Source organism: Providencia sp., from assembly GCF_040396775.1.
Taxonomy (GTDB): domain Bacteria; phylum Pseudomonadota; class Gammaproteobacteria; order Enterobacterales; family Enterobacteriaceae; genus Providencia.
This window is the reverse complement of record NZ_JBEBNT010000019.1, coordinates 1-21,041: the sequence shown is the minus strand read 5'-3', so window position 1 is coordinate 21,041 and position 21,041 is coordinate 1. Positions and strand designations below refer to the sequence as shown.

Here is a 21,041-nt window from a genome sequence, read left to right as displayed (position 1 = left end):
CGCAATAGTGTGGCGCCCCTGTTTTTAGTTCATTTGCTTAAATTCTTTGCCGGTGAAAATTAATGCCGCATTTCCTCGTTCAATCTGGTAGTGAGAAAGGTGGCGTTGTTTATCTAACGTGTTTAGCTGTTGAGATTGATATTCGCAAAGCTTCCAATGGATGAGTTCCTTGGCTAATTTTTTATTAGCATGTTGACTACGCTCCGATTGTACTTTGACACTAATTCCGGTTGCTACGTGTTTGGCACGAACGGCGGAACATGTTTTATTCACATGCTGTCCCCCTGCACCTTGAGATTGAGTAAATTCATATTCGATTTCACTGTTTTCTAAAGGTTGTATTGGTGTAAACATCATCACACTGATGAACCAGTTCTTGCGCTTATGGCGTGGTCTCAGCGGGCTTTGACATTGCCATTGAATCGTCCCACTCCAACGTTCTGCCATTTTTTCGGCATGTATACCGTCTAAAGCAATCAGCACTGATTTTAGCCCTTGCTTAGATGGGCATGACTCTAGTAATTCGGTATTCACCTTGAGTAAAGCAGCCTCTTTTACAAAACATGCAAATGCATTTTCTACTGCAATGCAACATTCTTCAGGACCTTGAGCAGAAGAAAACTGTAATAAGATCATTCGCAGTCTCCGCTGGTTTTATAGGTGATTACGGGGATTAAACGTGCGATGACTTGAATAATCCCCACATCAACCATACTGTCTATCACGGTATCAATTGATTTATAGGATTGTGGAGCTTCTTCATAAATCAATTGCTTATTGGCACAAATGACTCGGCTACCTAAGGATGTTCGAGACAATTGGAGTGGCGTGTAGCGGTGAGATAATCGCCCTTTACACTCAGTTCTCATCCATTTTCGACCAGCACCATGCGCGAGGGAATTCAAGCTAATTTCATTAGCCACTGGTGCGACCAAATAGCTGTAATCACCTCGAGAACCGGGAATAATCACCATACCACGATCAGCGGGGGTTGCGCCTTTGCGGTGTAACCAGCCATCTGTCTCATCAATACGACAAGGTTCTACAAGATTATGATTCAAGTCCAAATATTGTTCGCCTGACGTTTTCACTTGTTGCATCATGCGTAGCCCGATTAACTGGCGATTGAGCTGCGAAAAATCCAATGCATCTTGATGAGCATTTAGGTAAGTTGCGGCCTCATCGGAATGTTCATCGAGCCCGTTGTGACTATGTTGTTCGACATGTTGGCGCAGAATAGACTGCCCTAAACCACGCGAGCCACTGTGTACTAACAAGAGTAATTTTTGTTTATCAAGACCGCTTTGCTCGAACAGCTCAGTGTTCAAAATCTTATCAACGGCTTGAAATTCTGCGAAATGATTACCACCACCAATCGAGCTAAGTGACGTCATAAAACGGTGGGATTTCATTTTGTCAGGCACATGCTCATCTAGCCATTCTTGGGAAGCGTGGTCAGTCATATCAGAAAGCTGCTTTTCTAGCTTATCTAAGTTAACTTTTGCTCGCTTAATATCTGTTTGGAATAGGCTCATTCCACAGCCAATATCATTGCCTACCAGTGCAGGGTAAAAGCGTTTTTCTGAGAAAAATGCGGCACCAATTGGATAACCTCGACCAGGATGTAAATCTGGCATACCAACGACGGCAAGCATGTTGGGTAAATTTGCTGTTGTTTGTAATTGTTGGATTGCTTTACTTTCAATCCATGTAGATTCTGTAGCGATGTAATTAACATGTTCGCTCACAGAATGAAGGGTATTGCCCATAAGCTATTGACTCATTTCTAAAGTGAAAAATAAGGTAATTAGCAGGCAAGTTTTGAGAAGATAGCTGGACTAACGTTTAAGATTATTTTTACGTTTAAGACTATTTCTGGGTCTGCCTGCAAAGAGTTTGATTAATTGTTGTCATGATGAACCTCCTTGCAGTGAATTGATTGAATGAAAACGCGGCGGATATTAACGGGAACTTTTTTCTTTTGCAAGAGAGAAAAGAGGAAAAAAGTAAAATTAATTTTTATCCTAAAGTAATTAATAAATTAGAAATTAATTATTTTTATGATAAATAATAATCCAAAACGAAAATTGATATTTAATTACAGATTTGAATATTATTAAAATATTTCATTAAGATAAGTGCAAACAGGTATATTTTCGCTATTGTAACTTTGCTACTCTTTTGCTGGGTGCTTGATCTTGCTCAGTTCAAGCATTTATTTTTGGTCTGGGAAAGAAAAAGCCCCGTTAGTGATATTCACCAACGAGGCTGCACTCCCAACCAGACAATCGGGAGTGTGCCTCTTAATAAAAGAGAGGTCAAGGAGAAATGACAAAGTACGCAATGATAGCTGTAGTTTCTATTTGCGTAACAATATTGGGTTGCTCATTTTTAATAAAGGATAGATTAAGCTATTTGCATATTGATAATGACAATACAGTCGTTCAGGTGAAATTGGATTACGAAATCAATTAATCACCGAGTGGGGAGAGAATTTTAATTAATTCAATTTAATGACAATGAATTCCCCACTCTTTCTTCTTTCTTATTACCGGTTGGGATATCAAGCACTCAAACTAAAGTGCCCCAATATAATTGGGGCACTTTTTACTATTTTAACTAATTAAAAAACTACGAAGCAATATGAACAGTTTTACCCCCAACAATAGTGCGCAAGACTTTCACATTTTCAATGTCATCAGCAGGTATTTTAAATACATTGCGATCTAACACGATCATGTCTGCAAATTTACCCACCTCAAGGGATCCGACAACATCTTCACGATGCTGTGCATAAGCGGAATCTATTGTTGCAGAACGCAAAACTTCAATCACAGTCATGTCCCGATCATTATCGAGTCTTGGCGCGGGTTGACCATTAATATCGCGTCCACGACGTGTGGCTGCGACTTTCAAATCATACCATTCGTCAAAATCATCGATTGGCCAGTCACTACCAAAAGCAACCACGGCACCTGCATCAATAAACTTAGCAATAGGCTCTAGTTGCTGGAAGCGGGTTTCACCGAGCATGTTTTTCTCGAATGCAGCCAGTTCAGGTGTTGGAGCAGCCCACTGGAATGATAAGCAGGCGATAGTGTTTAGACGTGCAAAACGCGCATAGTCTTTAGCGTCAACCAGCTCATTGTGAGCGAGTCCTGGGCGAATATCTTTTTCAGGATGTGCAGCTCGCATTTTTTCAATCGCATCTAACACGATAGAGACGGCACCTTCTCCTACAGTGTGTAAGTGAGGATCGTAGCCTGCGGCAGCAATTTTTTCGAGTAGCTCATTGAGGATCTCAGCGGTAAAATAGAGATCGCCGTAGTTATCGGTTTCAACCCAATTAGGGGCGCTATCGGTGCCTTTATTCACACGATATGGCTGTAGTAATGACGCAGTCATGGTTGGATATTGCAGCACACCATCCACAAACATTTTGATGTTACGTAATCCGATGCCAGGTGCTGGTGTCCATTCGGCTTGGTGCCATTTTTTGGCGAAAGCAACAGCTTTATCAACCGCAGCGGCGACCGCAGCAACATTTGGCGTATCATCAGGCGTGATTTCTCGCGCAGCTTGGAAACGTAATGTCAGTTCGCCACGTTGTTGAAGTTGGTGGAATGCGTTTAATTGCTGCTCAGAAACACGGGCATCCATCACCATCGTGACACCTTGCTGGTTCAATACTTTTTGAACGAGCTCAGCCACTTCTACCGCTTGTTCATCGCGGATCGATGGAATGCTATCGGCAGCACGCATGGCTGGAGCATCTTCGAGAATACCATTGAGTTCACCATTCTCGTACTTACCAATTTTGCCATCTGGCGGCTCAGGAGTATCTTTAGAGATCCCAAATAATTCGAGCGCTCGGCTATTGGCTAATAGCGTATGGCAGTCATTGGAGAACAGGACTACAGGGCGTTTGGTATTGAGTTTATCCATATCTTCACGATACATATCAATACCCGCAGGTAACATGCCTTGACGTAACCACGCAGTGACTTTTAGCCAGTCATTTTCTCCCGTGCGCGGGTCTTTATCGAGGTGGCTTTGCACGCGTTGTAAAATTTGCTCGATAGTCAGGGATTCATAGTTCAGATGGCAGCCAAAAAGCTGAATGCCTCCCCAAAATGGGTGCATATGTCCATCGATGATCCCTGGCATCATCATTTTGCCTTCAAGATCGATGCTCTCTGTTTCTGGACCTACATATTGATGCAATTCATTTGAAGTCCCTGTTCCAAGAATATAACCATCTTTCAAGGCGATAGCGTCAACAACGCTATCTTGACTGTCTGCGGTATAGATATAACCGTTGAAATAAATAACATCAGCAATTTTATTATTCATCGTAAACCGTCTGTATCAGGGGCTCCTAAGGAGCCAGAACCAAAAAAATAATGGGGAAGATATACTTCCCCATACAGACTGCTGACAAACCGGCTAGGTTTGGTGGCAGGTTGAATAGGTTTTGAAAATAATTAGGAAAATCAATTCATTGATTTTCGGCTGATAACACAAAGCAGGAAAAACGACGTTTTTATCCTGCTTTGTCAACAACCTCAATGGGGAAGATAAGCTTCCCCATAATCAACGAAAGGTACTGGGAAAATTAATTGATAATCATCTCAGTCTCGGCATCGGATATAGCAGGCGGACGACGAGTAAAACCATGGGTTAATAAAGTGAGATAACCTGCACCTGCGGCTAACCAACATAAACCCACTGTAAAGGCTTCTGCATCTAGGCTTGTCCATAACCACAAGGTTAAAACAACCCCAATCGATGGCATAATCAAACACGTGAGCAGTTTGGTATTATCCAAGGAAGCTTTACGGTCAATATAGAAATGTTTAATGACCGATAAATTCACGAAGGTAAAGGCGATCAGTGCACCGAAGCTTATCATGGAGGCAACCATGCTAAGAGATAGCACAAGAGACAGCAGCGAAGCTACCGCCACAAAAATAATGGAATATACCGGTGTATTCAGGCGTGGATGTAAATAGGCAAAGATAGAACGCGGTAGCACACCTTCACGACCCATAGCATAGAAAATACGCACAATACTGGCTTGAGATGTCATTGCGGAAGCAAATACACCAATAACATAAGCGGTAATAAAGCTTGATGCCATTAAGGATGCGCCGATCCACTTCATTTTATCGCCCACTTGTTGCATCACTGCAATACTGGCAACATCGGTGTTCGGGATAAAGTCTTGCCATACCGGGTACATTAAGTGTGCGCCGTAAGAGATAGCAATGAACATCGCTCCCGCGATAAATACGGTATATAAAATGGCTTTTGGTAAAGCACGACGAGCATCTTTAGTCTCTTCTGCCATCGTCGAAATAGCATCAAAGCCTAAGAAGGCTAAGCACAGTACCGCAGCACCGGCGAAGAGCCCTGATACTTGTGATGACATCACCGTTAATGGCGCCATTAGTGCTTCGACATCTAAAACATAGGCATTTTGGAAGCAGATGTATAAGAAGATGGCGATAAACACAAATTGCATCAGAATAATCAGCATATTCATCCAAGATACCAGTTTGATACCCAGAATGTTCATGATGCTAACAATCGCAATGGTTGAGCAGATTATCACTGGCATTGGGATATTGGGGAGTGCTTCGTGGACAAAGATCCCAATGGCAATGTAGTTAATAATCGGAAGAAATAGATAATCCAGTAGTTGTGCCCAACCAACAAGAAATCCAAGAGTGCCGCCAAAGGTTTTTTGCACATATGAATAGGCAGACCCAGAAAGTGGGAGTGCGCTGGTCATGCGGCAATAGCTCATGGCTGTAAAGAAGACAGCAGCAAGTGTAATTAAATAAGCGATAGGCAGGTGGCCTTCACTTAATACAGTAACTTGTCCATAGGTGGTAAAAATCCCGAGCGGTACCATATAGGCAAGCCCGAAAAACACTAACGCAGGGGTGGTCAGTACACGTTTCATTTGAACGGTATTCTGTTGCATTTTGAAGCCCTTCCCAAAAGCCCTTAACAACGTTAACTCTGTCTGAATACACAGGCCGAGTGAACCTAAAAATGCAGCCATATAACTTCAGCTATAGCACTACATGTCTTGTTTTTTACATACGTTAATTATTGAATTAGGTATGTGGTAGACGCTTTGTATTCAATTTCAGAAAACCTCGCACCAGGACAGAATATAAAATCACTGTCATCGTGCGCACTTTAATGAAACGTCAGTAATGAATCGGACCATTACCATCCGCTGGGGTGAATACAAGCGGCGTACAATATAATTATCAAGCTCCTATTAAGCAATCATTTATTTCAATAAATAAATATACTGTTTTATTTCAACGAGTTGATGTTTGAAAGGTAAATAAATAACGTAGAATTTAATGTAAGTTAAATATGAATCATTTTTTATCTAAAATCAAGTGATTAAAATATTTGTAATTTATTGAAATAAAAGAATAAAACGGGTTTGCTTTAAAGAGGTTGAAAACGGGATAAAAATGATAAAAAGTTAAATTGAATTTTAATAAAAATCACTTATTTATATAAAATAATTTAATCTTTCTAGTTCCATTAAATGAAACCTATATAAACAAAATAATATAATTAGCGTGTTAGCACTAATTTAAGTCCGATATTATGGGCACGAATGCCCATAATAGGAAAAATTAAATGTTATTTTCTTCTAAGCTTCTGCTGTGTATATAACGCATCTAAAGTAAATAAAATTAATGCAACCCAGATAAAGCCAAATGTGATGAGCAGTTCTTGGGTCATCACTTCACCATACATAAAGACGGCCAGTAAGAACATAATGCTTGGACCTAAATACTGGAAAAAGCCCAATGTTGATAGCCTTAAATGATTGGCAGCTTCAGTAAATAGCAACAATGGAACAGTGGTGATAATCCCTGCGGCAATTAAGAGGATATTTAAATGCCAACTGTTCATCGTCATGTCACTTGTAGGACTATCTGCAAAGAACAATAAGAAAATGATACCAACAGGTAGTAACCATAAGGTTTCAAATGTCATGCCTGTTTGGGCATCAACCCCCAATTTTTTGCGTAATAATCCGTAGGTTGCAAATGTCACCGCAAGACTTAACCCAATGATAGGCACAGAGCCAAACTGCCATAGCTGAATTAACACGCCCGTCAATGCTAGTCCAACCGCGACCCATTGCATTCTACGAAAACGTTCATGCAAAAATAGCATACCAAACAGTACGTTAACCAGAGGGTTGATAAAGTATCCTAAGCTGGCTTGTAGCATATGACCATTATTTACTGCCCAGATGTAAATCAACCAGTTAGACGCAATTGTTACCGCAGTGACACCTAAGACTAAGATTTTTTTAGGTTGTTTTAATACTTGGCGGAAATAACTCCAATGGCGTGAAATAGTGAGCAGTAGCAGCATAAAGAAAAATGACCAAATAATCCGGTGAGTCAAAATTTCTTCGGCTGGAACTTCTTTAATAGATTTAAAATAAATGGGAGCAACACCCCAAATAAAATAAGCGCCTAAGGCACATAACACGCCTTTGGTAGTATTTTGTTGGCTCATGAATAGCTCTGAAATTGATATAAAGTCAAACTGAGAGATCGAAACCAAGAAAGCGGATGGTTCGATGTGTGATGCCATTAATGTGACATTGCTCAGGTTTTTTTACAAGCTATTAGTTAATGAGGTTATTAATTATTTATTGGGGTGTTTCATCCGATTAAATAAGTCGCCGTTGCCGTCGCAATATGTTGGTTTTTTTCATTGTGCAATTCACTGCGAGTTACTGCTATTTTATTGCCATCACGGAGTAAGCTGGCGCTCGCAATAAATACATCACCACGACCAGGACGTAAGTAGTCAACGCGTAAGTCGATAGTGCCCATCTTTGACATCTTATCTGCAATATCTTGATATGTGAGAGTGTCAATGCGTTGTAGGATCCGATTGATACAGACCATGCCTCCTGCCACATCTAACAGGGATGCAATAACACCGCCATGCAGAATATTTTGGGTAAAATTTCCAATAAGTTCAGGGCGATTTTTTACGGACAATTGAACTAAGTCATCCGTCATTTGCAAAAGCTCAATCCCAAGCAGTTGATTAAATGGCATTTTGTAGATAAAAGCATCACTCATAAATTTACTGGCTTCTTCGAAGGTATAGATGCGGTCATTCATTTTAGGATCCTTGTCTATGATGTTAATCATAAGTTAACATTATGTATGTGCTAATATCTAGAAAACAAATGAATAATCTTTCAACGGTTAATCATGTTTCGGTGTAAAATGAGACAAATTTTTTTTCACTGCTGTTGAAATAGGAATGGCAAATGCGCGCTTTACAAATGTTGTTGAGTTCTGTGCTCTGTTTCTGGTCTGTTTCACTCTTTGCATCTGATAATACCGAAGAACCGGCACAGCAGGATGCAGCAAATCATACCCCCGTTCGCGGAAGTATTATTTCTGGGTTACTGCAAAATTATGATAACCCCTTTGTTTTATATCCTTACGAACCTAACTACATCATTTATACCTATACTTCGTCGATGAATAAAAAAGCCATCGCGAGCTATGATTGGGGGAATGATGCGCTTAACGATGAAGTGAAATTCCAATTGAGTTTGGCATTTCCAATTTGGCGTGGCATCGCAGGGGAAAACTCAGTGCTCGCCGCCTCTTATACTCAGCGTTCTTGGTGGCAACTAAGTAACAAGAAAGAATCTTCACCATTTCGTGAAACCAACTATCAACCCCAAATTTTTGTGGGCTGGGCGCTAGATAACCAATTTGCTGGCTGGACGTTACGTGAGTTTGAAACAGGTTTTAACCACGAGTCGAACGGTCGTTCAGATCCTACATCTCGTAGCTGGAATCGAGTTTATGCCCGAGCGATGGCACAAAAAGGGGATTGGCAAGTTGAGTTAAAACCGTGGTACCGCATTCCTGAAAGCGAAAGCAGTGATGACAACCCAGATATCAATAAATACCTTGGTTATTATCGCGTCAAAGTGGGCTATGACCTTGGCGAAAGTGTAATTTCGGTAGCAGGACACTATAACTGGAACTCTGGTTATGGCAATGCAGAGTTGGGATGGAGCTACCCGATGACGAAACATGTGCGCCTTTATACCCAACTGTTTAGTGGTTATGGTGAGTCGATGATAGACTATAACTACCGTCAAACGCGTTTTGGTATCGGTGTTATGCTGAACGATATCATGTGATCTGGGCAGACATTCCGGTCAATTCAAGGTAATATCTTGCCAATAGCTGCTCTTTTCGGGCAGCTATTTGTTTCAACCTCTAGAGGAAATTCGTGTCTACCGCTTGCGTTATCAATCAACTTTCACTCGCTGAAAATGTGCTAAACAGCACGTTTGGTTATCAATCCTTTCGTCCAGGGCAAGATGCTGTCATTGGTGGGATCCTCGATGGTCGCGATTGCTTAGTATTGATGCCTACGGGGGGCGGAAAATCGCTCTGTTATCAAGTTCCAGCCTTGGTGAAACAAGGGATAACATTGGTGGTTTCTCCCTTGATATCCTTGATGAAGGATCAAGTCGACCAACTGAAATTACACGGTGTTGAAGCCGCCTGTTTGAACTCTTCGCAAACTTCTCTCGAACAACGCCAAATCATGGAACAGTGCACCCAAGGGAAAATTAAACTCTTGTATGTGGCACCAGAACGCTTACTGACTGACTATTTTATTCAACAGTTGGAGAGTTGGGATATCGCCTTACTGGCGGTAGATGAAGCACACTGTATTTCCCAATGGGGCCATGATTTTCGCCCAGAATACCGTTCATTAGGTCAATTACGCCGCGCGTTACCTAATGTACCAGTGATGGCTCTGACGGCAACAGCCGATGAAACTACTCGCGCTGATATTGTTCGTTTATTGGAACTGAACGACCCATTAATCCATGTTAGCAGCTTCGACCGACCAAACATTCGCTATACTTTAGTCGAAAAATATAAGCCGTTAGATCAACTCTGGTTTTTCATTAAGGCTCAAAAAGGCAAGTCCGGTATTGTTTACTGTAATAGCCGTAGCAAAGTGGAAGAAACCGCAGAAAGATTACAAAAGCGAGGTTTAAGTGTTGCGGCCTACCATGCGGGTTTAGAAAATGCTCAGCGTGAGTGGGTACAAGATGCTTTTCAGAAAGACAACCTGCAAATTGTCGTGGCGACCGTCGCATTTGGGATGGGAATTAACAAATCCAATGTGCGTTTTGTGGCGCATTTTGACATCCCTCGTAATATTGAAGCGTATTACCAAGAGACAGGACGAGCAGGGCGTGATGGCGTCGAGGCGGAAGCTATTCTATTTTATGATCCTGCGGATATGGCATGGTTGCGTCGGTGCTTAGAAGAAAAGCCGGCAGGAATGCAGCAGGATATTGAACGTCATAAATTGAACGCGATCGCCGCGTTTGCAGAAGCACAAACGTGTCGCCGTTTGGTGTTACTGAATTATTTTGGTGAAAACCGCCAAAAGCCATGTGGTAACTGCGATATTTGTCTCGATCCACCAAAACGCTATGATGGATTAGTGGATGCACAAAAAGCTTTATCGTGCATTTATCGTGTTGGACAGCGTTTTGGTATTGGCTATATTGTTGAAGTGCTACGGGGAGCGAATAATCAGCGGATCCGTGATTTAGGGCACGATAAGCTACCAGTCTATGGCATTGGTAAAGAACACACGAATGAACATTGGGTGAGTGTATTGCGCCAATTGATTCATTTAGGGATGATCACCCAGAATATTACCCATTTTTCAGCATTACAGTTAACCGAAGCGGCCAGACCGATACTCCGAGGCGAAATGCCATTACAGTTGGCGGTTCCTCGAGTTTTAGTCACCAAAAGCCGGAATCAACAAAACAAAATTTACCATGGCAATTATGATAAGAAGCTGTTTGCCAAATTGCGTAAATTACGTAAATCCATCGCAGATGAAGAGAATATCCCACCTTTTGTGGTCTTCAATGATGCAACGTTAATTGAAATGGCAGAGCATTGCCCAACTAAACCGGTTGAACTCTTGCTGATCAATGGGGTGGGCGAGCGTAAGTTAGAACGTTTTGGAGAGGCATTTATGACCTTGATCCAAGACCATCTAGAAGGTTATGAATGAGGAAACGCCATGTCGCCAGATAGTCTAAAAGCCAGTTGGTTAAATCGAGAAACTGAGTTTTCGGCCTTTACCAACGGTCCGCTTTTAGATTTTTGGCAGTTACGTGAAGAGGGGAAATTTCTCGGTGTTGATGAGCTTCCTATTCACTATGTGCGTTTTATTCATGCAAAGCATCACAAAGCGGTGGTTATCTCACCAGGTCGCAGTGAAAGTTACGTTAAATACCCTGAAGTTGCCTATGATTTTTATCATTTAGGTTTTGATGTTTTTATTATTGATCATCGTGGACAAGGGCGATCTGGGCGTATGTTAGCCGATCCGCAAAAAGGACACGTTGAAAAATTTACAGATTACATTGATGACTTCGCTAAATTCATTGATTTAGAGGTCAGAGATCGCCACTATCTTAAATGCTATGCACTGGCGCACTCAATGGGCGGAGCTATTCTCGCGGGTTATTTACTTCGAGACAACGTGACATTTGATGCTGCTGCATTATGTGCTCCCATGATTGGGGTCAATTTACCGATGCCCCATTGGTTAGCAAGCTTTATTGTTGAGCGGGCAGAACCGCGCCGAAGTGTGCGAAATGACTACGCTGTATCAACGGGGAAGTGGCAGCCATTACCTTATTTAATCAATGTATTAACCCATAGCCAAGAACGTTATCGACGTTACTTACGTTACTATGCGGATTATCCTGAATTACGTCTCGGTGGTCCAACTTACCACTGGTTACGAGAAAGTTTTGCGATTGGCAAAGAGCTGGTTGCGAAAGCGGGAGAGATTGAGACCCCTCTGATGCTACTTGAAGCGAGCGAAGAGAAGGTGGTCAGCAATCGAGAGCTACAAGCTTTTTGTCAAAGTCGGCAAAAAGCGCAAATAGGACGAGAAGAAAAATTACCCCTCATTATCGAAGGGGCTCACCACGAAATCCTATTTGAAATAGATGCATTGAGAGCCATGGCACTCAATGCAATTTGTGATTTTTTTGAGCAGTATTAGCCATAGTTAGGGATCCTGTATGAAATATCCGGTTGTTGCTTCCGATTTGGACGGAACACTTTTATCTCCCAATCATGATTTAACGTTATACACCAAAGATACGCTCAAGCAGCTTGTGGCAACAGAAGGTGTGCGGTTTGTATTCGCAACGGGGCGCCATCACATCGATGTTGCACAGATCCGTGATGGTCTGGGGATTGATGCCTATATGATCACTTCGAACGGTGCTCGTATTCACAATACAAATGGTGATCTGATTTTTGAGCATAATGTTGACCCTCATATCTCTGAGGAACTCTGCTTAATGGAGTTTGATCATCCAGAAATCATCACTAACTACTATCATGGTGATGATTGGTTTATTAACCGTGAAAGCCCAGAGCAAAAAGAGTTTTTTAAGGAATCCGTCTTTAATTATCAGTTGTTTGATCGTCATGATTTTCCAACTTCTGAAGTCTGTAAGGTGTACTACACCAGTGAAGATCATGATTTACTGGTGGATCTTCAGCAGCGAATTCAGCGCCGCTGGAAAGATAAAGTGCATGTGACTTTCTCCTTACGTAGTTGCCTTGAAGTGATGGCAGGCTCTGTGTCTAAAGGGGAAGCGTTAAAGCAAGTGACGGCATTACATGGCTATGGAACCCATGATAGCATTGCGTTTGGTGACGGCATGAATGATAAAGAGATGCTGACGCTAGCGGGTAAAGGCTGCATCATGCAGAATGCTCATCAATTGCTAAAAGATGCATTGCCTCATATGGAAGTGATCGGTTCTAACCAAGATGATGCGGTAGCGCGTTATTTGAGAAGTAAATATTTAGACAACAAATAATTAGTTTTTGTATGTGCATTAGTAGAAAGCCAGATAGAATAAAAAGCTATCTGGCTTTTTATTTACCTTTGAGATGAAATGGCAACGAAAAGTGCTATTTATCTAAATTAAGGTGTTTATCCTATTTTGTCTGTTGGCGAGTAAATTTAAACTACTCAGATGAAAAGCAAGTTTGGGCTGTATAATCTGAAAGATCAGCCGATAATAACGGGTATTACTGTGTTGCCAATTGCCATACTGCACTGTTGAGGGTTGTTTAGGATGAAAAAAATTGCGTTAGCGCTGTTGTTAGGATCTGTTTGTTATAGTTCATTATTACTTGCTACACCGGCGAAACCTACAACAGCAAGTGAACAGACGACGATAGAGCAAATCACGCAGTTAGCTGAAAAAGGCGATCCCGCGTCTCAATTCCTATTAGGTGAGCGTTATTTCAAAGGTCAGGGGGTTTCTCAAGACTCGAAAGTGGCCGCTGAGTGGTTTATCAAAGCAGGGGATCAAGGTAACTCAGACGCGCAGTTCCGACTGGGAACGATGTATGTTAATGGCTTTGGTGTGCGCCGTGACTATGATAAAGCGATGTTGTGGTATGAAGAAGCTGCCAAAAATGGTGATACTCGGGCAGAAACAAATATGGCAACCATGTATGCACAGGGCTTAGGGGTCAAGCAAGATCTCGAAAAAGCCGCCTATTGGTTTAGAAAAGCGGCACAAAGCGGCAATGTCATTGCGCAATTTAAAATTGGGCAAATGTATTCGATAGGTAGTGGTGTCGCATTAGATAATGAAAAAGCGGTATTCTGGTTCAGAAAAGCAGCGAAACAGCGTGATGCTAACTCCCAAGACCGTTTAGGGGTTATGTACTCCGAGGGTAAAGGGGTGAAAAAGAACCTTCAGCAAGCTTATGCTTGGTTGTCTACCGCGGTGTATAGTGGAAACAAAGAGAGTCAGCGCTTACAGAAAAAAATTGCAGAACAGCTGAGTGCAGAAGAGCTAAAACAAGCACAGAAGCTTGCTGACAATTACATTAAAACCTACGGTAACAACCAAGAAAGCTAAATATCTACCTCAATTTAACGGGATATCAGTAGGTATCCCGTCAATCCAATAATCGACAGAATCAAATATCCCCAGCAGAAGCGATAAAACCGATTATATCCCCAGCTTCGACGCACCATGATTTGTAGCTTTTGGGTCGACAATCGACGAATTTGTAAACGATAAGCCACCAAATATAGCAGACTCAAGCCTTGCCATAGATAGAGTGTATTAAAGGCAAAGCTTTTGCCAACAATCAGTAAAATCACCAATGGGATCAGAAAAAACAGTATGGAGCCCACTCGCTCATATTGCGTGATTCTCAATTTGATGGATTCGTCTTGGGCTTCCACTGTATGGATCATTATATTGCCTTTTTTGCGAGTAAGAATGAGGGAGCAAGCTCCCTCTATAAACTTAAAACTTAGAGCTCCCCAGTACCACGTGATGGATTGCGACCTGAAAGGTTATTTGTGGCACTTTGCAGTGTGTTATTACGCACATCGACACGCGCTTGGAAAGGTGGGAATGGTAAGGTAATTCCTTGTTCCGCAAAAGCTTCCAAAATATGTTGATGAATTTCGTGGCGTGCAGGTAAACGATGCCCCATTTCACCGGCATACACCCGTAGCTCGAAAATTTGAATCCCTTGCTGTAAGTCCACTAAATAGACTTCAGGGTTAGGATTTTCAAGGATCATTGTCGAGCGTTTCGCTGCACGAAGGATAATTTCAGTGACTTTTTCGCTATCGGCATCCACCGGAGCAGGGATAGTCATCACGATACGGGTAATGGTGTCAGTCAGAGACCAGTTAATAAACTGTTCGGTAATAAATGCCTTGTTTGGCACAATAATTTCTTTTCTATCCCAGTCCGTTAAGGTGGTCGCACGGGTATTAATCTTGGTGATACTGCCCGTTAGGTTACGGATAGTGACGGTATCCCCGATACGGATTGGCTTTTCAAATAAGATCATTAAACCAGAAATAATATTGGCAAAAATCTCTTGTAAACCAAATCCTAACCCAACCCCCATTGCGGCAATCAACCATTGTAGCTTCGACCAGTCGATCCCTAACATGGAGAAACCGACAATGGTCCCTATAATGGTAATACTGTATTTGGTTAAGGTACTGATGGCATACCCGGTACCGGGTGTTAAATCAAGATGTTGAAGTACAGCCAGTTCCAAGAGTGCGGGCAGGTTTCTCACTAATTGTGCAGTGACGATAATGACCAAGATGGCGATAAAAATCGACCCCATGGTAATGGCTTGAACAGTTTCTACACCATTGATAGATGAGGTGACATCCCATAAACGAATATTTTCAAGGAATGAAAATGCAGTATGCAATTCAGACCACAACCAAATTAATGACACCAGCGCTATCATCGTGAGAATGGAGCGGACCAATCCCACAGACTGGGAGCTGATGGCATCCAGATCGATAACCTGCTCTTCGATATCAATATTCCCTTCGCCGCTGGCATTCGGAAATTGTGCGTCTTCTTCCCCTTTGGCTCGTTGAGCTAACATTTCCGCACGGCGCTGCTTAGCCCGTTCAAATGCCAATTTACGGCGTTGCATCGACATCCAGCGTTGGATAGTGTGATAGACAATCAAAATCACAAACCAAATCGCCACAGATGTTTCTAAGCGAGCTAATAACGCTTGAGAGGTAGAGAAGTACCCTAATACGGAGAAAAATGCAGCAATCACAGGGGCAATAAAGATCAGCCACCATAATGCGGTATTGATTAAGTTTTCACCGGAGCCGTGTCGGTCCAAATATAATGGAATTTTAGAACGGCGTAAGTTATTGGTGATTAAGCTTAATGCGACACACAGAATGAGGAAACAGAGGCGCCCTAAGGTCGCAGAAAACTCTCTTTCGCTATAGTGTTCAAAGGTGATGATGGCCATCACAAGTGGGACAATCACAAAAATCGCTAAACGATAATGGCGCATTGCCCGTTTGACCGCGTCTTTATCCCAACCAAAATGCGCAATAAATAGTCCTGTTGGTCGTGAAAACGTTTCACTGATCATAAATAGCCAGAGCAGCGGGGTGGTTGCGCTAACACCGTAGCCAATAGCGGCTGCCATCGGATATTGCCAAGCACTTTGCAACCCGTAACCAATAGCCGACCACATCATGGGCAGGGGAAGTGCAACGATAATGGACCAAAAAATTGTACGAATCGTTAGATAAAAGCGGTCTTGTGTCACTTTGCCAATACGCAAGCTAGAGCGGTCTAAGAAAGCTTGATAATGGCGACGTGTACTGACACTAAAAATCACTAAGATAATAGAACCCAGCAGATACAAGAATGAATCTTGGCTGGTGACCATGACCTCTAGTGCCCCGGCCAACTGGGAGAGGGTATCCAGTGATAGTAATTGGGTCATGTCTGTGACCACAATAACAGGGTAATTGATGCTAATTGCTGGAACATCCGCAACCCAGAAGAGATAGCGGTTTGATGCATCTTTCACTTCTTTTAATGCATCAGTCAATTGTCCTGTCGCCACATTGAGCTTGGTTAGCTCCAACATTTCACCGTCAAAACCCGAAATAAGTGAGGTTAATAGCTCTTTACGGGTTTTCATTAAGGATTGGTACACTTGCGACTGAGCAGGGTTTAAATCATTCGCACTTTCTTGTACAGAAACGTCGAGTTTAGCGAGGCGCTCAAGCATATCTTCGTAATTTAAGCGCTGGACACGTAAATCTGCCATTTCTCGGTCAAGCTGTTGGCTTTTCGGAATTTCAGGCAGTCGAGAAAGCTGGGTACGCAGTGCTTCCCCTAAGGTGCTCGAGCTGCTGATCCACTGAGCTTGTTCACGGATCGTTGACAGCGCTTGTCGTGCATTACGAATGCTTGTGGAAATCTCTGTTTGATTGGTGGTGATGGCACTCATACGTTGAGCTTGCTCGGTCAACTCTTGAGACATCTTACGGTTGATATCAAGCTGCTCTTTTAAGAACGGCGTCAATTCACCTTGTTCCGCCAACATTTCCGTGTGTTCTAACGCCAAAATGGCTTTCTGTTGGCGCTGAGTGTTTTGGAAATCGCGTAACTGTTGTAACTCAAGCTCTAGGCGTTGATAACGCTTTTTCTCAAGCTCAAGCGCCATTCGGGAAATTTCTTGGCGGTTATTGGCAGACAATTGCGCCATTTCTAGCTCATTCACAGTAGATTTGCGAGCGCTTACTTCGGCTTGAGCTAGTGTATATTGAGCTTCTGCTAATGGTGTTCCCGGAGTATTGAGCGATTGAAGCCGTGTTGATGCATCGGTTAACTGGCGGCGCGCTTCAGATAATTGTTGCGGCAAAACATTTAGGGATTCGCTAATTTCGCGCCCTTTATCCTGTTCTTGCTGCATTAATCGACCTTGGTCAAGCAACTGGCTGCTGAGCTGGGTGATGCGTTGCTCTAATTCGCTTAAGCTAATGCTGGTGGGAATGGCAGGCGGTGTATCCGCTTCATTGAGCAGATTCTGGCGGATTGTTTTGATAATCTTAGGAAAATTATCAATCGCATCTTGGTATGACTTGGCTTTTCTATCTGACTCACGGGCTTCATTAATCCAGCTCAATGCCCCTTGTAACGCTTGAGCAACCTCAGCGTCCTTCGGGTTTTTGCTTGGATCAAGCTGTTTAAGCTCCTGCGTAATCTGTGCTTCATCTTGTACGGAGGCTGGCGCCGCATAAGATGAAAAAACGATTAACAGGCTAAGTAAAAAACTGATAATCAAACGCACAGTGAGGAGCTCCTTCAGCGATAGATAACTTAATTATAGTTTAAATGATTAGCTAACAGTTTCAGTGCGTTGTTGTCCATCAACAGACTCTGCTAACAGCTCACCCATGCGGGTTGCATAGCCAGGGATCAATGATGCATTAAAACGAATTTTGTTTGGTTCAAACAGGTTGATGACAGTAGAACCCAGCTTGAATAGACCCATTTCTTCCCCTTTACGTAGGAAAATTGCCCCTTCTTCATCTTGCTCTGGGTAAGTCCAACGTTTGATTACGCCTTCACGTTGTGGATTAACACAACCGCTCCAAACGGTATCAATACTACCGACAATGGTTGCCCCGACTAAAATCTGTACCATGGCACCAAAAGGGGTATCAAATACGCAGATTAAACGTTCATTACGTGCAAATAAATTAGGTACGTTGGCTGCGGTTAATGGGTTAACAGAAAAAAGGTCGCCAGGAACGTAAATCATCTCGGTTAATAAACCATCACACGGCATATGGACGCGGTGATAGTCACTTGGGGATAAATAGGTGGTGATAAAATCACCATTACGGAACTTATCCGCTAATTCATATTGACCTGCCAGCAAGGCTTCAACGGTATAGTTATGACCTTTTGCTTGGAAAATCAAATCATTATCAATAGAGCCTAACTGACTAACTGCGCCATCTGCTGGCTGTGCAAGTTGATGTTCGGTTGCCACAATTGGGCGTGCGTCATCTTTTAGCGTACGAATGAAAAAGTCGTTAAAGGTTGAATACGCTGTTAACTCACTTTTTTGAGCTTCATTCATATTCACTTTATACGCTTTAGCGAACAGTTTTATGGCCCACTGGGTGACAATGCCCACATTTCGACTAGCAAACCATCCTGCAAGTTGGGTAAGCCCTTGTTTAGGCAGCATAAACTGCAAGCGGATTTTGATTTTATCTAGCACGTTAACCTCTGAATTTTAAAGGTAAGTTAGTGAAAGGGCGCTATTGTAACCGAAACTAATGCGCTTTCGAATTATTTCAGAAAGCGGGTGAAACGATCGATCGAATGTAAGCGCCCACTAACTTATTTTAGACTGATTTTGGGGATTATTTTTCTTTAGCGGTAAAGTTACCGCGCAGTTTCACTTGTTCCATACTTTCTAAAATACGGTGATAGTTTTCAAAGCGTGATTCGGCAATCCTGCCATCTTCCATCGCCTCTCGCAGCAAACATCCAGGATCATCTAAATGTTTACAGTCACGGAATTTGCAGCCGCCAAGGTAATCTTTAAATTCGACAAACCCTTTAGTGACTTGTTCCTTCGTGAGATGCCATAGACCAAACTCGCGTACCCCAGGTGAGTCAATAACATCGCCCCCATGTGGGAAATGATAGAGTCTAGACGCTGTCGTGGTGTGTTGTCCTAAACCAGAGATATCGGAAACATTATTGACTAAGATGCTCTGTGCATTATCAGGGAGTAATGTATTTAATAAACTGGATTTACCTACCCCAGATTGACCGACAAAGACGGAAACTTTCCCTGCTAGAATGTTAGTGAGTGCTTCCATTCCTTCGCCTGTGTGGCTGGACACTTCGAGGACTTGATAACCAATATCCGTATAAATTGTCATTAAATCGCTAACCCACTCACGATTTTCATCATCTAGCAGGTCAACTTTGTTTAAGACAATAATGGGTTGAATTCCTGTTGTCTCGCAGGCAACTAAGTAACGATCGATAATATTCAGAGATAATTCAGGTAAAATCGCAGAAACTACCACGATTTGGTCGATATTAGCAGCGATCGGTTTGAGCCCATCATAATAATCAGGGCGAGTTAAGACAGAGTGGCGTTCATGAACCGCTTCCACAATTCCGTTCACTTTAATGTCACTTTGGGTATTGAGAGCAGGGCGCCAGACAACATTATCACCCGTTACTAAGGATGAGATGGTTCGGCGCAGGTTACAGCGCTGTATGGTGCCATCTGCGGCTTCAATATCCGCATGCTGACCAAAACGGCTAATCACTAAGCCCTCTTGAGCCTCACCTAATTGGCTATCATCAATCTCAATCGTTTTCTGCTTTTTGAGTCTTTTTTGATGATTTTCTTGCACGCGGCGCTGTTGGCCTTTCGAAAGTTTCTGCTTAGCCACCTGACCTCTCTCACATAAATAATTTGGCGTCTATATTATAACCGATAGGTACGTTGTTCAAAAATGACATACCTATAACTGATAGCACGAAGGGTGTTATCATACCTTAACTCCACCGTATTCAGTTAGGGCATATCATGCAAAAGAATGAGAATAATTTAATTTGGATCGATTTAGAAATGACCGGACTCGATCCTATTCGTGATCGTATTATTGAAATTGCCACTATTGTGACTGACAGTAACCTGAATATTTTAGCGGAAGGTCCGGTTATTGCGGTTCATCAAACCGAGGAACAGCTGGCATTAATGGATGAGTGGAATGTAAATACTCATACCAATAGCGGTTTAGTCGAGCGAATCCGTAAAAGTGTGATTAGTGAACGTGAAGCTGAGTTAGCGACCATTGAATTTTTAGAAAAATGGGTACCAAAAGGCGTATCACCAATCTGTGGGAACAGCGTAGGTCAAGATCGCCGCTTCTTATTTAATTATATGCCAGAATTGGAAAGCTATTTTCACTACCGCTATTTGGATGTGAGTACATTAAAAGAGTTAGCCCGCCGTTGGAAACCTGAGATCCTTGCTGGATTCTCCAAGAAAAATACCCACCAAGCGCTGGATGATATCCGCGAGTCGATTGCCGAGCTGGTTTATTACCGAGAAACGTTTATTAAATAACGGGCTCTAGAGTACCCAGTATTATAGCAATCTTAAGAATGCCATATGCTCAAGTTATATGGCATTGTTTGGGAGATATCATTATGGCAAATTACACTCGCGAGTTTGAAAGCGTTGATGGTTTGAGAGTGGAAGATTAGGTGACGTCATTATAAGAAAGTAAAAGGTTAACAAACTTAACACGTTGAAATTCTTATTTAACAATCAGCGATGATAAAATCATCACTGTGATTGTTTTATCATCAAACGAACAAAAAAATAAAAAATTTGAGTTCAAACCCTTGCTAGTATCTTAATTTTTCGTATAATGCGCTCCCCGTACCGATGAAGTTTTTACTGTTTTGTCGGCGCGATTAAAGCACCAAGAATTGGTTATGCGGGAATAGCTCAGTTGGTAGAGCACGACCTTGCCAAGGTCGGGGTCGC

Annotated in this window: 16 protein-coding genes; 6 read left to right on the top strand and 10 right to left on the bottom strand. The window is 42.4% G+C overall.

What is annotated here, in order from left to right:
- Nucleotides 1-24: 24 nt before the first annotated feature.
- From prfH to ABWP91_RS16590, 6 genes are all read right to left on the bottom strand, one after another.
- A complete protein-coding gene (gene prfH, locus ABWP91_RS16620; protein WP_006658180.1) occupies nucleotides 25-636 on the bottom strand; it encodes a peptide chain release factor H in 612 nt (203 codons plus the stop codon).
- Nucleotides 633-1,769: an RNA ligase RtcB family protein gene (locus tag ABWP91_RS16615; RefSeq protein WP_006658179.1), complete on the bottom strand. Its 1,137-nt coding sequence runs from the start codon at nucleotides 1,767-1,769 to the stop codon at nucleotides 633-635. The genes prfH and ABWP91_RS16615 overlap by 4 nt, the downstream gene beginning before the upstream one ends.
- Nucleotides 1,770-2,631: 862 nt before the next feature.
- Nucleotides 2,632-4,353 carry an amidohydrolase gene (locus ABWP91_RS16605; RefSeq protein WP_006658176.1) on the bottom strand — a complete coding sequence of 574 codons (1,722 nt, stop codon included), beginning with the start codon at nucleotides 4,351-4,353 and terminating at the stop codon, nucleotides 2,632-2,634.
- A 262-nt stretch (nucleotides 4,354-4,615) separates the two neighbouring features.
- The gene (locus tag ABWP91_RS16600) at nucleotides 4,616-5,989 is read right to left on the bottom strand and encodes an APC family permease (RefSeq protein ID WP_036963223.1); all 1,374 of its coding nucleotides are present in this window, start codon (nucleotides 5,987-5,989) and stop codon (nucleotides 4,616-4,618) included.
- Between the two features lie 686 nt (nucleotides 5,990-6,675).
- A complete protein-coding gene (gene rarD / locus ABWP91_RS16595; protein ID WP_112860783.1) occupies nucleotides 6,676-7,569 on the bottom strand; it encodes an EamA family transporter RarD in 894 nt (297 codons plus the stop codon).
- 149 nt (nucleotides 7,570-7,718) lie between these two features.
- Complete coding sequence (locus ABWP91_RS16590; RefSeq protein WP_036963225.1) at nucleotides 7,719-8,189, bottom strand: thioesterase family protein; 471 nt, start codon at nucleotides 8,187-8,189, stop codon at nucleotides 7,719-7,721.
- A 152-nt stretch (nucleotides 8,190-8,341) separates the two neighbouring features.
- Between ABWP91_RS16590 and pldA the strand changes: the two genes are divergently transcribed.
- The 5 genes from pldA (at nucleotide 8,342) to ABWP91_RS16565 (ending at nucleotide 14,050) form a co-directional block, all read left to right on the top strand.
- Nucleotides 8,342-9,235: a phospholipase A gene (pldA, locus tag ABWP91_RS16585; RefSeq protein ID WP_006662375.1), complete on the top strand. Its 894-nt coding sequence runs from the start codon at nucleotides 8,342-8,344 to the stop codon at nucleotides 9,233-9,235.
- A 92-nt stretch (nucleotides 9,236-9,327) separates the two neighbouring features.
- Nucleotides 9,328-11,154: an ATP-dependent DNA helicase RecQ gene (recQ, locus tag ABWP91_RS16580; protein ID WP_006658171.1), complete on the top strand. Its 1,827-nt coding sequence runs from the start codon at nucleotides 9,328-9,330 to the stop codon at nucleotides 11,152-11,154.
- Between the two features lie 9 nt (nucleotides 11,155-11,163).
- Complete coding sequence (gene pldB / locus ABWP91_RS16575; RefSeq protein ID WP_006658170.1) at nucleotides 11,164-12,159, top strand: lysophospholipase L2; 996 nt, start codon at nucleotides 11,164-11,166, stop codon at nucleotides 12,157-12,159.
- A gap of 19 nt (nucleotides 12,160-12,178) precedes the next feature.
- A complete protein-coding gene (gene yigL / locus ABWP91_RS16570) occupies nucleotides 12,179-12,991 on the top strand; it encodes a sugar/pyridoxal phosphate phosphatase YigL (protein ID WP_006658169.1) in 813 nt (270 codons plus the stop codon).
- A 261-nt stretch (nucleotides 12,992-13,252) separates the two neighbouring features.
- The gene (locus ABWP91_RS16565; protein WP_006658168.1) at nucleotides 13,253-14,050 is read left to right on the top strand and encodes a tetratricopeptide repeat protein; all 798 of its coding nucleotides are present in this window, start codon (nucleotides 13,253-13,255) and stop codon (nucleotides 14,048-14,050) included.
- A 14-nt stretch (nucleotides 14,051-14,064) separates the two neighbouring features.
- Here the strand turns inward: ABWP91_RS16565 and ABWP91_RS16560 are convergent, their stop codons facing one another.
- The 4 genes from ABWP91_RS16560 to rsgA form a co-directional block, all read right to left on the bottom strand.
- On the bottom strand, nucleotides 14,065-14,394 hold the full coding sequence (locus tag ABWP91_RS16560; RefSeq protein WP_006658167.1) for a hypothetical protein: 330 nt from the start codon (nucleotides 14,392-14,394) through the stop codon (nucleotides 14,065-14,067).
- Nucleotides 14,395-14,453: 59 nt separating this feature from the next.
- Nucleotides 14,454-17,795 (bottom strand): miniconductance mechanosensitive channel MscM, encoded by a 3,342-nt coding sequence (gene mscM / locus ABWP91_RS16555; protein WP_006658166.1) that lies wholly within the window; start codon nucleotides 17,793-17,795, stop codon nucleotides 14,454-14,456.
- 48 nt (nucleotides 17,796-17,843) lie between these two features.
- Nucleotides 17,844-18,737, bottom strand: a complete 894-nt coding sequence (gene asd / locus ABWP91_RS16550) for an archaetidylserine decarboxylase (RefSeq protein WP_353244178.1) — start codon at nucleotides 18,735-18,737, stop codon at nucleotides 17,844-17,846.
- Between the two features lie 145 nt (nucleotides 18,738-18,882).
- Nucleotides 18,883-19,935 carry a small ribosomal subunit biogenesis GTPase RsgA gene (gene rsgA, locus ABWP91_RS16545; RefSeq protein ID WP_006662381.1) on the bottom strand — a complete coding sequence of 351 codons (1,053 nt, stop codon included), beginning with the start codon at nucleotides 19,933-19,935 and terminating at the stop codon, nucleotides 18,883-18,885.
- 137 nt (nucleotides 19,936-20,072) lie between these two features.
- Between rsgA and orn the strand changes: the two genes are divergently transcribed.
- Nucleotides 20,073-20,615 (top strand): oligoribonuclease, encoded by a 543-nt coding sequence (orn, locus tag ABWP91_RS16540; protein WP_006658163.1) that lies wholly within the window; start codon nucleotides 20,073-20,075, stop codon nucleotides 20,613-20,615.
- The last annotated feature ends 426 nt before the right edge of the window (nucleotides 20,616-21,041 follow it).

Coding starts and splice junctions, on each gene's coding strand:
- prfH (WP_006658180.1), bottom strand. CDS start 636: ATGATCTTATTACAGTTTTCTTCTGCTCAAGGTCCTGAAGAATGTTGC.
- ABWP91_RS16615 (WP_006658179.1), bottom strand. CDS start 1,769: ATGGGCAATACCCTTCATTCTGTGAGCGAACATGTTAATTACATCGCT.
- ABWP91_RS16605 (WP_006658176.1), bottom strand. CDS start 4,353: ATGAATAATAAAATTGCTGATGTTATTTATTTCAACGGTTATATCTAT.
- ABWP91_RS16600 (WP_036963223.1), bottom strand. CDS start 5,989: ATGCAACAGAATACCGTTCAAATGAAACGTGTACTGACCACCCCTGCG.
- rarD (WP_112860783.1), bottom strand. CDS start 7,569: ATGAGCCAACAAAATACTACCAAAGGCGTGTTATGTGCCTTAGGCGCT.
- ABWP91_RS16590 (WP_036963225.1), bottom strand. CDS start 8,189: ATGAATGACCGCATCTATACCTTCGAAGAAGCCAGTAAATTTATGAGT.
- pldA (WP_006662375.1), top strand. CDS start 8,342: ATGCGCGCTTTACAAATGTTGTTGAGTTCTGTGCTCTGTTTCTGGTCT.
- pldB (WP_006658170.1), top strand. CDS start 11,164: ATGTCGCCAGATAGTCTAAAAGCCAGTTGGTTAAATCGAGAAACTGAG.
- yigL (WP_006658169.1), top strand. CDS start 12,179: ATGAAATATCCGGTTGTTGCTTCCGATTTGGACGGAACACTTTTATCT.
- ABWP91_RS16565 (WP_006658168.1), top strand. CDS start 13,253: ATGAAAAAAATTGCGTTAGCGCTGTTGTTAGGATCTGTTTGTTATAGT.
- ABWP91_RS16560 (WP_006658167.1), bottom strand. CDS start 14,394: ATGATCCATACAGTGGAAGCCCAAGACGAATCCATCAAATTGAGAATC.
- orn (WP_006658163.1), top strand. CDS start 20,073: ATGCAAAAGAATGAGAATAATTTAATTTGGATCGATTTAGAAATGACC.